Here is a 15486-nt window from a genome sequence, read left to right on the forward strand (position 1 = left end):
GATCAATTTGGTAGCCTCCGCAGGTTGCGCTAAATTTGCATGCCAGGCCGCATTTTTCTGGATGTTGTCGGGGTGTGATGCGCCCCCTTTAAGTTGTAAGTGAAATGATTCGTTGCGCAATTATCGAAGATCAGCCGAGTGCGGCTGAAGTGATCAGGTATATTCTTCAAAAGAACTTCCCGGAATTCAAAATAGAAGGCGTTGCAAGAGACGTCAGCGAAGGCGTTGCTTTGCTCCGTAAAACGGAACCCGACCTGGTGCTGACAGATGTGGAACTTCCCTCCGGTACCGGGTTTGATATCCTGAATGTCACCTCCGATATTCCGTACTAAACCATCTTTGTTTCTGCGTTCGACAACTACGCGATCCGGGCCATTAAATCGCATGCACTGGATTACATCATGAAGCCCGTGGACGAACCGGAATTGGTGAATGCCATTAAATTGGCTCAGCAAAAGATTGAGAACAAGGGCAGCAGGGCGAGATTTGCGAAAGACCGGCTGATCCTGAGCAACCAGCAGGGCATGATCTTCACCCATGCGGCAAACATCATCCGGGTGGAAGCCGACAGCAACTACAGCACCTTCTACTTTAACGATCAGCAACGGCAGGTAATCTCCAGAAACGTGGGCTACTACGAAGAACTGCTGGTGCCGCACAACTTCTTCCGTATACACCAGAAACACCTGGTGAACCTGTCACACGTGAAGAAGTTCATCAAGGGAGACATTGACCTGGTGGAAATGTGTGATGACAGCCGTGTAGAGGTTTCCAGAAGAAGGAAAGGCGAATTCCTGCAGGCGATGAAAGCCAATGAAGAGCAGGCTTCCTGATATCAGCTTCCCGATCTTGCAGTGATGCCCTGGTATTTCATATCGGGGAGATCGGCGCGGTGGCGATTTTGCGGTTTGTGGACAGTATGCTTCCTCATGACCGCACTCCGGTTGCAGGCGCAGGAACTTGCTTTCAAACATTACGATACGGGTGAAGGTCTTCCGGGCTCCGAAGTATACGATGTGCTTGAAGATTCCCAAGGTTACATGTGGTTCGCAACCGACATGGGTGTGGCCCGCTACGACGGATATGCCTTTGAAGCTTTTACCACCGAGGATGGCCTCTCGGACAACACCATTTTTGAAATCTGTGAGGACGGGAAGGGGAGGATCTGGTTCGCCGGATTCAACCAGCGCCTGTGCTATTTTGAACGAGGGCGAATTCATCCTTTCGTTAACAATGATGCCCTGATCCGCATGATCAACAACAAGTCGGGGTTGATCTTAGGGATGGTGGTGGATGCCAACAATTATATTTATCTGGGTTTGAAATCCGGTGGTTATTTCCGGATCACATCCGGAGGTGAAATCATTTCACTTGCACCGAATAGCAGCCCTACAAGGTATGGATGGTATTCCGTTCCCGTAGAGAATGACAGGATCACATTCACGATCAAACCGTCGGAATTCGCAAGAAATTACAGGGGGTATGTCATCGAAGGGAAAGATACCCTTCAGCTATTTGATGATGTAACCAAAAAAGGCGAAGCGGGTTTGGGATCCGGGTTTGTTCTTCGCAGCCTGGCTGTGAATGATACGCTTCAGCTTGCGGTATGGGGTAAAAATTTGTGGTGGATAACACCGGATACGGTGATCCTTAAAACAATGGAATATTCTGCCCTTCATCTTCAGGAAGATTCGACCGGGAATGTGTGGGTTTCACTTATTGATGGCGGTGTGTATCGGTTCACACCACCACTTTCACCGGATCACCAACCCGATCAATGGCTGAAGGGCGTATCGGTTACATCCGTTACAAGAGACCGGCAAGGCGGGATGTGGTTCGGAGGTATGACCGAAGGCGTGTATTATCTTCCCACTTCCAACATGCACATCATGCCATTTTACGAATCCCGGAATGTGAATACCATGTTGTTTATGGAAGCCGGTAAGGACTGCATATACCTGGCCAACATCCTGGGTGCTGTTGATGAGCTGTCGTTCGAAGGAAAACGTGTCAGGCATTATGCCGAAAGGGAACATTCCGATGCAAGCCATGTTCGTCATACAACCATGGACCGTAAGGGCGACAGATTCATCCTATGGGAAGGCGGGATGAAAAGAATTGAATATGTGCGAAACGGGGAGGTCCGGCCAATACCCTTCAACAGGATGGTGCGGGATGCAGTATGTATCGGAGATACCATTGTGGGCGTAGGTATCCGAACCATCTCATGCCTGGTGGGAGATACACAATACCTGAATGTTCTCCCGAAATCATATTCAGCTACCATGACCTCTGTAACCGGCATGTCGGTAGGGGATCTATACATCGGTACCGTGGAGGGATTGTATAGGTATCGCTCCGGAGCTTTTTATTTTCTCGGCGATACGGACAAAAGGCTTCGCGCCCGGGTTACCGCCATGGAGATTGCCCCCGACGGGACCATATGGATCGCGACAAAAGGTGCCGGATTGCTGGTATACAAAGATTCCGTTCTCCGCCAGTACAGCGAAGCCGACGGACTATGCAACAACCTGCTCACGGATGTAACGCTTGATGACAACGGGGATGTGTGGGTGACCTCATTCTCCGGCGCCAGCCGGGTGAGGCCTGGAAATGAGCATCCCATCCTCACCCTGACGACCGCATCCGGTATCGCCAGCAACCATGTGATGCAGGTTGCAACAGGTGGCGGAAAAGTATGGTTGCTTACCGATAAGGGGTTGAGTTGGTTTTCCAGGGAGGTGGTTGATCCTGAGACGTATTTTGCACCCATCCGTTTCCGGGAAGTGATGGTCAACAATGTGCCGGCCCCGGATACCAGTCACCTGCTACTTAAACCCGGCGAAAGAAACATTGAAATCCGTTTTGCGGCACTCGACTACCAGCAGTCGGGCAAGGTTCGTTACCGCTACAGGATTGCCGGATTGGAAGAGTCATGGTCAACGACAACCCTGCACTCCGTGCGATATGCCAAACTCCCCAAGGGCGAATACACGTTCGAGGTAACGGCAGCCAACCAGCTCGGTCAGTGGAACCCGGTTCCCGCAACCTTCGAATTCACCATACAACCTTATATATATGAAACCACCTGGTTCATGTTGCTGGGTGTTGCGTTGTTGATCGGGTCGGCCGTTTGGTACGGCAGGTACCGGATCCGCCAACTGGCATGGAAAAATGCCATCAGGGAAGAGCAGAACAATTTCCAGATGCAGGCGCTCATCGCCCAGATGAACCCCCACTTCCTGTACAATTCGCTGTGTTCGATCCAGTATTTCATCATCCGCCATGATATCGATACTTCCAACAGTTTCATTGCGCACTTCGCCCGCCTCATGCGGCTGGTGCTGGAAAACTCACAGAAGCCGCTCATCCCCCTGGAAGCGGAACTGGAAGCCCTGGAGAATTATATGAAACTGGAGGTGCTGCGCCTTCCCCAGGGTTTCGATTATTCCATTGAAGTGGACGATGACGTCAATACCCGGGAAGTGAAATTTCCCAGCCTGCTGCTGCAGCCTTTTGTTGAGAATGCCATCTGGCACGGACTGATACCGAAATCCGACCGGGGCCGTCTCTCCATCCGGATCACCAGGGCTGGTAACCGCCTCCGGTGCGAAATTGAAGACAACGGCGTGGGCAGGCAAGCTGCTGCCACCAACCGGGAAACATCCAGGCCCGGCCATGAGTCGCATGCCACCAAACTTATAGATAAGCGGCTCGACCTGCTGCACCAGATGATGGGCGAGGTCTTTCATTGTGAGTATATCGATCTGAAAGATGCAGACGACCATCCGGTTGGTACATGCGTGGTTCTCACGTTTCCGGAGATCAGATAGATACCCGGTCAATCGAATTTTTACCAACCCCCGGCGGATTTTAACCGGATGCCCCGGTATTTGTATTTGCACCCCAACGCGCTTGATGCGGTGTTAGTTTTGACCTACGCATCGCTGTCAAACATCAAATCCTAACACATGAAAACCTTACGACTCATCTTGCTAATCGCCCTGACCGGTGTATGTGGCATCAGCCGCGGTCAGTTGATATTCACGGAAAACTTTGCCAACGGGAACGCATGGACAATGGTCAATCCCGGAACCCCGTTGCCTCAGTTGAATATCGCCAATAATGTATTTGCATTCAACTTGTGTAGCAACCCCGGCTCTGCTGAACGAAGGGCCTTCCGGCCCATTCCGCCATTAACAAATCAGCCGTTTCGGGTGGAGTTTGAGTTCCGGCCTACGCAGGGTGTCGGGGGCGTGGGGCATCACATTATGGCGCTGACGTGCACGAACCAGGATCCTTTCAGGACCAGAGTGGCGAATCCATACAATGGCAATAGCATGCTGGAAGTAATGTACAATTCCAATCTGGGAGGCACCAATTATCACTTCATGATACGGTCCAAGTTACCGAACGCAGCACCGGTTAATCAGGGAGCAATCATCCCGGCTGCTGCGCTGAATGTAACTTACTATTGCCGGTTGGAAAGATTTGGCAGTAACCAGGACGTATTGCTCAGCATCTTTTCAGATCCGCAAAGAACCAATCCGATACCGGGATCACCGGTGTGCGCTACCGTACCCAATATCAATTGCCTGCAATTCCTTCAGATCGGAGCCAATACCGATGCAGACCCAAGAAGAACATTGTCGGCAGCCGTGGATAATATCAATATTTTTACCAGTACCATCGGCGATCAGGGCATTCAGCCTGTTCTGAACATGGGGAGTCAATTCAGCCAGGGGCAACCCATCATGGCAGACGGAACCGGGTCAACGGGTAACATCACCTTACACCAATGGATCATTGCCGAATCGGACCAGTGGTGGAATACCGATTGGAGCAAGTCCTGCAATACCGGATGGGTACCGGGCCCTCCCGGAATCATAGATCTGACCACGTTGCCCAACTGTTCAGGCGGAATCACATTTGAAGCCGGAAAGTGCTACCGGGTGGTGCTGGTTGTCAGGGGCAATTGTAACGACTGGAACGATACGCAACAACTGATTTGCCTGAACCCACCGTTGACAGCATATTGGGGGTGTGAAGCATATGGTACTCCGGGCAATGTGATATATCAGGATTGTTGCACGCCAACATTTGGACCACCGCCCTTTCAATTCTTGTGGAGTGACGGTAATACCACACCGTGCGCGCAAGGCCCCCCCGGTACCGTGGTTAGTCTGACCGTTACCAATGCAAATGGAGAGACCAGAACCAAATCCAACATCGTACTTCAATGTCCGATTCCTCCGGGATTTAAAACGGATGGGGATGCGGAGCAGAAGGATGCGGCATTAGCCCCGAACAGGTATGCGATCTTCCCCAATCCCGGAAAGGGCATTATTAAAACCAACTTCGGTGAGGTGCAGTCGTCCGTTCGTGTTGCAGTATATGACCTTGCAGGCAATCTGGTGTACCAAAAGGATGAAGCCAATACCAGTCAGGTAACCTTGGACTTGTCACGGGTATCCAAAGGTATCTATCAGGTAAGGGTGCAAACCGAAAATTGGGTTGAAACCCAACGCCTGGTGATGTACTAATTCATCAGCAGCATACTGTTTTTCATACGCCCCGGTCGACCTGGCCGGGGCGTTTTGCGTATATACGTTTCAAAATAGAACCACCAGCTTCATAACCTTCCGGTCATCCTTTTGTTTTTGCATCTTTGTGAGCATGAGCATTCGGTGTCGGACAATCATGCTTCGGGTATGGGTGTGCCTGTGTTTTTTCATGACATGGGTGAACGGTCAGGAACTGGCATTCCGTCACTATGGCACCAAAGACGGGCTTCCGAGTGCGGAGGTATACGATATACTGCAGGACCGGCAGGGCTTCATGTGGTTTGCCACCGACATGGGTGTAGCGCGCTTTGACGGATACACTTTCGAAGTGTTCACCACCGATAACGGTTTGCCTGATAACACCGTGTTCAAAATGTACCTGGACAGTCACAACAGGATCTGGTTCGGTTGCTACAACCAACGCCTGTGCTATTTTGAGAACGAAGCCTTCCATGCTTACCCATACAACCAACTGTTGCTGGATGCCATTCACAACAAAAGCCTGTTGCTGGTGGATCTCCTGGTGGATGATCAGGATGCCGTGCATGTGGGCGTCAAAGCGAGAGGGTACTTTAAGATCAGCAAAGACGGAGTGATGGTGAAAGAGGTTACGACACTTCCGGAGGTCATGGGGTATTGTGTCCAAACGGAAAAGGGAATGCTCTCAACAGGGTTTGACAATGCAGACATTGAAAAAACAATAAAGTATGTTTCATGTCTTCTCATATCCGCGAACAGATTCAATTATCAACATTGTGTACGTGTAATGAATGACGCGAAGCTATACAGTGAACCGGTTAAATCGGTTATCAGTGGAGACACGGTTTGCTTGGTTTCCCATGTGAGAAAATTGATGCGATGTACGGAGAAGGGATGCATAGAAGTTGCCGGTAATTACCAGGTGTTGGATATGGGAATGGACCATCGCCGGAACATCTGGATGTCCACGATAGACAGCGGTGTATACAGGATGAAGTCACCTTACCAGCCGGGTGTGTGGGACCATTGGCTTGACGGGGAGTCCATCACAGGTGTCACGATGGATGTGCAGGGAGGAATGTGGTTTGCCACGGTGGCCAATGGGGTTTACTACCTTCCGGATGAGGTGATGCATGCCCGGCGATTTGAAACATCGGGTAAAAGTAAAGGGCGGCTCATCGCCAGCGATCAGCAGCATATGTATGTGGTAGGCGAGCAGGGAGACGTGGAGGTGTTGAATGAGAATGGCGATATACAAAGAAGCATGCAGATTAGCTTGAGTAAAAGCATGCACATACGGTACCTGGCAGGTGACACGGCTTGCCGGAAGCTGTTTTGTTGGGGGCATGGTAACGCCTGTTATATTCAGAATTTTAAAATCCGATACCTGGCTTACTTCCCTCATATCACCGATCTGCTTTGTTGGCATGATACGGTGACTGCCGTGGGGCCCGGAGGCATTATTCACCTGGTTGACGATTCAATTTACCGGTTCGGGTTTCAACAGAAAGAAGTCCCCGCCATCACCTCTATGGCCATGGCTACCGATCGTTCCATGTTGCTCGGTTCATTGGAGGGGCTGTACGGTTTAGTAGACAACACTCCATATTTTATAGGTGGAGATGATGAGCGCCTGCATGCCCGCATTGTGAAAATGCAAACAGACCGGAACGGCATCACATGGATGGCAACCAAGGGGGCTGGCTTATTGGGTTATCGCGACTCGGTGATATATCATTACGACGTGTCCAACGGCTTGTGCAGCAACCTGCTCACCGACGTGAAAGTGGATCAGGGCGGCGATATATGGGTGTCTTCGTTTTCGGGCGTGAACCGGATTCGCCCGGAAGGTAAGCCGGAAGTGCTATACCTGTCGAACGCGAATGGCCTTGTAAGCAATACGGTGTTGGGACTGGCAACGATAAAAAACAAAATCTGGATTCTTTCCGAACAAGGACTGAACTGGTTTGATGCGGATGAACTCCTTCCGGATACCCTCAATGCCCCGATTGTATTCCGTGGTTTGAAAGTCAATGGCGCCAGCAAACCATGCCGGTCGGGACTTGAGCTGAACCCGGAGGAGAACAGCATTGAAATTACATTCGCTGCGTTGGATTTCAGACAGGCGGGAGTGGTTAGATACAGGTATCGCATCAATGGAGAACAGGATTCCTGGAGCTACACTTCACAAAACACCATTCACTATGAGCGGTTGCCAAGCGGCAAATATACCTTCGAGGTGTCTGCGCAGAATCAGTCGGGTGTGTGGAGTCCGTCCTCTCCGTTTCAATTGAGCATATCACCGTATTTCTATGATACGCTGTGGTTCCGTTTGCTGCTGATACTGGTGCTTGCAGGCAGCGTCGGATGGTATGTATACTCCCGTTTCAGAAGACTGGCATGGAAGAATTCCATCCGGAATGACCTGACGCAATTCCAGATGCAGGCACTCAGCGCCCAGATGAATCCTCATTTTATTTTTAATTCCCTGAGCTCGATCCAGCATTTCGTGATGCAGCATGACGAACGTGCATCCAACCGTTACATTTCCAGGTTTGCGCGCCTGATGCGCCTGATCCTTGACAATTCACAAAAAACCATGATTCCGTTGGAGTCGGAACTTGAGGCGCTGGAGATTTATCTGGAACTGGAGTCCATGCGTTTCAATCAAGGATTCGACTATGCGATCCACGTGGATCCATCCGTGAAACCCACGGATGTGCGTGTGCCGAGCTTGTTTCTTCAGCCTTATGTGGAGAATGCGATCTGGCACGGACTCATGCCCAAAACAGAAAAAGGGAAACTGTCCATTAAAATATACAAAGTAAATAAGGTCGTCTATTGCGAGATTGAAGACAACGGGGTTGGGCGCCATGCCTCCGTAAAAACCAATCGGGAAAAACGCCCCGGTCATACATCCCATGGAACCGTCCTCTCCGAGAAACGCTTGCACTTGCTGAACCGGACCACCCGGAATTCCTTTTCATGCGAATTCATTGATCTGCTGAATGAGCAAGGTAATCCAGCAGGTACCAAAGTTGTCCTGACCTTCTCAGAGATCAATTGATCGGTTGTGTTTCCTCAAAGTAAATCTGGTTCACTTTCCATAACCATGTAACAGGTGGTTTATACGGATTTTAATCGAAGTCCAGCGAATATTTATTTGTCCCCACATCCATTCCTGTAATAACTCTCTTTGTGTTGCGGAGCGCTTGCGGCATATGGCAGCTTGTTGCCATCGAGTGTTGTTGCCGGTCTACCCGAAACGGATGAGATGAATTTATATCTACCTGTAAATCCAATCAAAATGAAGCTAATCAAAAGTATAGTACTCACAGCGGTGATATGTCTTTTGTCAGGAATGGCCATGGCCCAGATGTGCCAAACCACCACCTTTACTTATGATGCCGCAGGCAACCGCATTCAACGTGTGATGACCATTCAGACATGCGCACAACGCGAAGTGAACGATACACTGCTGGAAGCCATCAATAGGATTGAGAAGGACCAGGACATACCGGATACAGAAGAGATTGTTTCGGGCAGCAATGAAATGGAAACGGGCGTTGGCAAAGGCGATGGAACCACAGTGCCAGATGATACCCCGGTTATTGATGCGTGTCTCTATCCGAACCCCGCAACTGAAAAGGTAACCCTTGCCGTGAAACTGCCTGCATCGGTTCAGTCGCCCGAAAGCCAGGTATACCTGTACGACATCAAAGGTAAACGAATCGACTCCTTCCGGACCGAACAGTCCGAGATCGCTTTCAATGTGGAGTCTCTTGCTCCGGGTATGTATTTCGTCAAAGTAGTGAACGGCGACCTGAGCCAGGTGTTCCAGTTGATCAAAAAATAAATAGCCTCATACATTCATACAACTGTGATGATGAAACGTTTTCTTCTATCTGCCGGTATTTCCTGTTTTGCAACCATTCTCTGCGTTGCAGGAATTGCTCACCCGCCAATGAAAAACGGAAATCCGTACAGCGCCTTCCAGGCCATTCTGCCGGAAGCGCTGCGTGTTGAGACCAATGCAATGATCCCTATGCGGGAAGGCGGCGCTGCAGGCGTAAATGCTGTGATGTATGCCACCGTTTTCGGTAGCATACCAGGGACAGCGGATGTAAGCCTGAGCGGTGCGGCCACGTATACCATGCCGATTGACATTGTTCCGGGAATCAATGGCATGGAACCCGGTCTGGCCATCACATACAGCAGTCAAGGCGGAGACGGATTGCTGGGCATCGGATGGTCGCTGAGCGGATTTTCATCGATCACCAGAACAGGGCAGAACAACTACTATGACGGAACCATCAAGCCTGTCACTCTGACAACAACAGATCGCTTTTTGCTCGATGGGCAGCGTCTTATTACCAACGGTACATACGGCGCTTCCGGAACGGTGTACGCAACGGAGTCCGAAACCTTTGCCAAAATCACTTCCTATGGTTCAGGTCCCGACTACTTCATCGTGCAAACCAAAGACGGAAAAACGCTGGAATACGGAAACACCAGCGACTCCCGCATTGAAGCCAGTGGCAGCACAAAAGTGATGTCGTGGCAGCTGAACAAGGTAACCGATGCCAACGGGAACTATATGGTCTACGCCTACAATGAGAACAACCCGTCAGGTTCTTTTCAGCCGGCTTATATAGATTATACTGGAAATGCGTCCGCAGGGATTTCCGCTGCCAATTTCAACCGGATCAGCTTTGCGTATGGCCCAAGACATTCATCCGATAACAAGGAGTACTTTGTGGCCGGGCACAAGATTACAAACAATGTGCAACTGAATGCCATCCAGGTGTCTGTGCATTCTGTTCTGAAATATCAGTATGACCTCAGTTATTCCTACAACATGGGTACGCATCTGACCGATGTGACACGGGCGGCGATGGGTGAGGCATTCAATCCGACGCATTTTACATATGATGAGAATTACAATCTGGCCCCTGAGATTAATTCCGGTGCACCACTTGTCAGTTCAGGATTATACTATGCGCTGGATTATAATGGGGACGGATTTTCAGATATGGTTCGGATGAGTTCAACAGTTCCGAGTGGTCATAAGATTGAATTGTTCCAAAACAATAACGGGACGCTTGCAACAACACCAGTATATACCACTACAACAAATACTACATCCTTTCTGGCGAGCAAGGACGTTACCCAGGTTTCCCTGGATTTGAACGGCGACGGATTTGATGATTTTTTAACATTTTCCGGAACGGGTGTAAACTTAGCTGGTCAGCAGGTTACCAATCCGGTCTTTAAGGCATATTTTTCAAATGGAGTCAACGGCTTTGGTAGTCCGTTGTCATTTTCATTTACCAATAAAGCAACTTTCTTATTGGGTGATTATGATGGGGACGGCGCAACCGACTTGTTCCTGTATTTCTATGATGCCAATTTCGGTTACTTCTATTCATTCAGAACCCAGACCGGTAAAATAGTTATGAATTCCGACTTGGGTGATGAAACATTGAAATTCAACACAACCGATCTGAATGGCGATGGAAAGCAAGAAGTGTTGGTAAGTTATACAAATAACCAGGCAGGTACCTCCTATTCCTTTGTATTGGAATATAACGGAACCGATTTTCTGAACACGTCCGGTTTGTTAGGTTATCCCACAGGTTGGCATAAAATATACCCGGGTGATTACAATGGAGACGGGAATACCGATGTATTGACCTGGTCATCAAGCGTGGGTTGGGAAGTAGGCTACTCCACGGGTGATGGAAAAACATTCCAGGTCTCAAGTGCGGGTTTTGCCAACTATGGCAACCCTGATACTGACCAAGACCGACAATACATTGTATCGGATTATAACGGAGACGGAAAGTCCGATATGCTGTTGAAGTCGGTGCATTGTCCTGCCAGCGGATGTACAGGGTTAACATGGTTTGAGACGCATTACAGCGTGGGTCAGGGTTTTGTTACGGACTGGAGTAGCAGTGTGTATCAAATGCCAAGTATTGCAGGCAACACAATGGGTGATTTTAACGGGGATGGCCATGTGGATTTGATTTGTAGGCTCAACTTTACCGATAACACCAAATTGCTTACCTTCTTAGCAAATAAGGACATTCACAAGGTGCAGGCCATTGCAAATGGATTAGGCCATGTCACGCAAATTGTCTACAAGACATTGCCGCAAATGGCATCTGCAGGCTATTATACCAAAGAGAATGATGCCACATACCCGGTGAATGATTTTCAGAAGGCGCTGACTGTGGCCTATAGCGTGCAGCAGAACAATGGAACGGGTGCGAATTTTATCCGAAGCTATAAATATGGTGGAGCCAAAGCACACATACAGGGGAAAGGATTCCTGGGTTTCGGATATGTGGGTGTGGAAGATGTTGCGGGCAATAAACGGAAAGAACAATTCTTTAACAACGATCCGTCCTGGCTTTCAAGCCATTTCTACCAGGCCGTGCCCACTTCCGGTAAAGTAAGTGTGCTAACAACCGGACAACTGCTCAGCGAAACAACCTATGGCAGTTTTGTGTTCAATACAGGGAGCAACCTGCCCTTGGCAGACAACACCGGGAAACGCTACTCAGTTTATGCATCCCAGGTAACCGCCAATGATGCCCTGCATGGTAACACCACCACCACAACGGTGCAGCAGGACATATACGGCAATGTCACAAGTCAGACCGCAAGCAACACGTCAGGCACCAACACGGTTGTCAGTTTGTATGAAACGAAAGGTTCATGGATCCCGTCAAGCGTGAAAAAAGTGACCACCACGTCTACCCGGGCAGGAGAAGCTGCATACACGCGATACACAGACATATTGAATAACGCATACGGTGTCCCTGTCCGGTTTACAAAGGATGTCGGAGAAGTCACCACCTACACGGTGGATGCATGCGGGAACTATACATCCATGCAGGTCAGCGGCAGCGGCATCACCACCGCCACCACCACATACCTGTATGACAACCTCAAACGCTTTGTGGTGAAAACCACCAACCCGCTCGGACAATATACCGAAGGGGTAATTGATGAAGTGTATGGCAATGTGCTGCAAAGCACCGACATCAATGGCCACATCACCAACTATGAGTATGACAATTTCGGTAGGTTGATCACCACTACTTCACCCACAGGTGTTTCCAGTACCATCATTCGCAACTGGAGCAACGGAGCCGGTCCGACTTATGCTGTTTACTATGTGCAGACTTCAACTCCGGGAGCGCCCACGGTAAAGGAGTATTTTGACTTGCTGGGCCGGTCCCTGAGCAAAGAAACCACAGGCTTCGACGGCACCACCATTGCCGTGAACACCACATATCGGTCAGACGGGACCTTATGGTATGTGACCGAACCCAACAATCCGTATCTGTATACCCACTACGAGTATGATCAGGATACCAAACGCCCGTGGCGTGTGACATTGCCATCGGGAACCGTTATCACATACGCTTATAACGGGAACACCACAACCACTACCACCACGGCGGGCGCCAGCGTACGCACGGCCACCCAAACCATGGATGCGGCCGGACTCCTCGTGACCGCTACCGATGACGGTGGTATCCTGAGCTATAAGTACCACAGTTCCGGAAACCCGAGGGAAACATCCATCCCCGGTACTTCCAACAAGATCACCATGACGTATGATGCGTATGGCCGACAGCTCTCCATGTATGATCCCGATGCCGGCTCCACTTCATACACCTATGACGTACTGGGTCGGATCAAGACCCAAACGGATGCCAGGGGAATCACGCGGTCCACTACCTATGACGTGCTGGGCAGAACAGCCACCGAGACCGGTCCCGACGGCACCACCACCTATACCTATGACAACAAAACCAACGGCAAAGGTTTGCTGGGAACCGTTGCAGGAATCAACGGGATCAATGCGGAGTATGCATATGACAACAAAAGCCGGTTGAGTTCCAGAACCGAGCAGAATGTGGATGGCAGAAACTTTACATTCACCTATGCATACGATAACCTGAACCGGGTGACACAGAAAACTTTCCCGGGTGGCTTTGGTGTGTACCATATCTATAACAGCAACGGATATCTTCACCGGGTTACCACGCTGGGCGATAACCCCATCTGGACATGCAATGCCATGAATGAACGCCTGCAGGTGACTTCCTCCACACAGGGCAATGGAGGAACGCTTACCCAGACCTTTACCAACCTCGGACTTCCGGCAAGTGTTCTCCGGAAAGAAAAGAACGGCGGTAGTACGCTGGTGACCAAAATGGATTGGCAGTATAGTTTCGATGCGCTCACCGGAAACCTGACCTATCGCAAAGACAACCTCAGAAGCCTGACCGAGTCGTTCACCTATGACAACCTGGATCGCCTGAAGACCGCCAAACTGAACGGTGCATTCACGCTCACCCAATTGTACTATCCCAGCGGTAACATCATGAGCAAATCGGATATCGGAACTTACAACTACGTGTGGCCGAAAGCCCACGCTGTGGCCAGTATATCCGGTCCGTTTCAGCAGTACACCGATCCGCAGAACATCACCTACAACCAGTTCAGTCAGCCGGCTGCTATTACTGAGGGCAGCTATGCCGCTACGTTAACGTATGCATTCGATGGCCAACGCAGGGTGTCGGACCTGAAACAGAATGGCAATACCGTGCAAAAGGTAATCTATGAAGGCAATTACGAAGAAGTAACGGTGGGCAGCAACACCTATCAGTTGAGCTACATCAAGGGAGTTGAAGGAGTGGTTGCTGTTAACGTGAAACAGAATGGCGGGGCGAACAAAATCTACTACCTGCATACGGATCATCTGGGATCCATCACAGGTGTGTATGACAATTTGGGTGTGAAAACCTTTGAGCAAACGTTTGATGCATGGGGCAATGCACGAAGTGCCGATACGTGGGTGGCGGGTTCAAATCCCGGCACGCGTCCGGAATGGCTCATCCGTGGTTACACGGGTCATGAGCACCTGCAGAGTTTCGGTCTCATCAACATGAACGGCCGCCTGTACGATCCGAAAGTGGCAAGGATGCTGAGCCCGGATAATTTCATACAGTCGGAAACCTTCACGCAATCCTACAACAGGTATGCCTACGCTTACAACAATCCGTTGAAATTCACGGACCCGGATGGGGAGTTTGTATGGATGATACCCATAGTAGCCGCTGCTGTGTTTGGAGTTGGAAACTTAGCCGTTCAAGCGTCAAATGGCGAGATACAAAATTTCTGGGATGGTTTAAAGGCATTTACCGCTGGCGCAACTGCTGGGTTTTTGCTTGGTACTGGCATAGCAGCAGGACTGACAGTCCCCATTTTGGGAACTGCAATCCAAATCACAGGTCTTACCTACGGAGTATTTACAGCGGTGAGTGCGATAAGTGGTTTGGTGAAGGGTATATCTTCCGGAGATTGGAGTAGACTGGAAAATTCAGCCAAAATTTTCATGGGAAATTTTTATCTGGATTCTGACAGAAACTTTATAGGACAAACACTTGAAGGTGTTAGTCGTTTTAGTTGGGAAATTATCCAATCTGCTTTCGGACATGTTTTCGCTCAAACTCGTAATGCATTTGGTGGAGTGGATAATGTCGATTATTTTGGAGGAAGCACATTGGCAAATAGGCAAAATGCTGCCTACCCAGGGCAGAGTGGAATGACCCTTGGAAGTTTTATAATGGGAACCAATTTGGAAGCGAGTACGGACGATCAAATATTTATGCATGAGTTTGGGCATACACTACAAAGCAGGGTTTTTGGCGTAGTTTATCCTTTCGTTGTTGCCATCCCCAGTGGACTTAGCTGTTTAACTAGTTGTGCTACAATAGTTGGATTCCGAGGCTCGTATGCAATTTCAAAACATGAAACACGCTGGTACGAGCTTCAAGCAAATCGTAAAGCAGCCAAATACTTCGATAAAAGATATGGTGTGGAATGGGATGATAATAAAAATCCGAGATACTGGCCATAA

Annotated in this window: 7 protein-coding genes; all 7 read left to right on the top strand. The window is 49.6% G+C overall.

Annotated elements, in window-relative coordinates:
• Positions 1–104 precede the first annotated feature (104 nt).
• The 7 genes from H6585_09760 (at position 105) to H6585_09790 (ending at position 15486) form a co-directional block, all read left to right on the top strand.
• Complete coding sequence (locus tag H6585_09760) at positions 105–332, top strand: response regulator (GenBank protein ID MCB9448616.1); 228 nt, start codon at positions 105–107, stop codon at positions 330–332.
• A gap of 69 nt (positions 333–401) precedes the next feature.
• Positions 402–833: a LytTR family transcriptional regulator gene (locus tag H6585_09765; protein ID MCB9448617.1), complete on the top strand. Its 432-nt coding sequence runs from the start codon at positions 402–404 to the stop codon at positions 831–833.
• Positions 834–929: 96 nt separating this feature from the next.
• The gene (locus H6585_09770) at positions 930–3833 is read left to right on the top strand and encodes a histidine kinase (GenBank protein MCB9448618.1); all 2904 of its coding nucleotides are present in this window, start codon (positions 930–932) and stop codon (positions 3831–3833) included.
• Between the two features lie 138 nt (positions 3834–3971).
• Positions 3972–5543 (top strand): T9SS type A sorting domain-containing protein, encoded by a 1572-nt coding sequence (locus H6585_09775; GenBank protein MCB9448619.1) that lies wholly within the window; start codon positions 3972–3974, stop codon positions 5541–5543.
• Between the two features lie 133 nt (positions 5544–5676).
• Positions 5677–8610, top strand: a complete 2934-nt coding sequence (locus H6585_09780) for a histidine kinase (protein MCB9448620.1) — start codon at positions 5677–5679, stop codon at positions 8608–8610.
• 240 nt (positions 8611–8850) lie between these two features.
• Positions 8851–9399, top strand: coding sequence for a T9SS type A sorting domain-containing protein (locus H6585_09785; protein MCB9448621.1), 549 nt, complete (start codon positions 8851–8853; stop codon positions 9397–9399).
• Positions 9400–9507: 108 nt separating this feature from the next.
• Positions 9508–15486 carry a VCBS repeat-containing protein gene (locus H6585_09790; GenBank protein ID MCB9448622.1) on the top strand — a complete coding sequence of 1993 codons (5979 nt, stop codon included), beginning with the start codon at positions 9508–9510 and terminating at the stop codon, positions 15484–15486.

It is taken from the genome of Flavobacteriales bacterium (genome assembly GCA_020635855.1).
GTDB lineage: Bacteria > Bacteroidota > Bacteroidia > JACJYZ01 > JACJYZ01 > JACJYZ01.

Coding starts and splice junctions, on each gene's coding strand:
- H6585_09785 (MCB9448621.1), top strand. CDS start 8,851: ATGAAGCTAATCAAAAGTATAGTACTCACAGCGGTGATATGTCTTTTG.
- H6585_09765 (MCB9448617.1), top strand. CDS start 402: ATGAAGCCCGTGGACGAACCGGAATTGGTGAATGCCATTAAATTGGCT.
- H6585_09790 (MCB9448622.1), top strand. CDS start 9,508: ATGAAAAACGGAAATCCGTACAGCGCCTTCCAGGCCATTCTGCCGGAA.
- H6585_09760 (MCB9448616.1), top strand. CDS start 105: ATGATTCGTTGCGCAATTATCGAAGATCAGCCGAGTGCGGCTGAAGTG.
- H6585_09775 (MCB9448619.1), top strand. CDS start 3,972: ATGAAAACCTTACGACTCATCTTGCTAATCGCCCTGACCGGTGTATGT.
- H6585_09770 (MCB9448618.1), top strand. CDS start 930: ATGACCGCACTCCGGTTGCAGGCGCAGGAACTTGCTTTCAAACATTAC.
- H6585_09780 (MCB9448620.1), top strand. CDS start 5,677: ATGAGCATTCGGTGTCGGACAATCATGCTTCGGGTATGGGTGTGCCTG.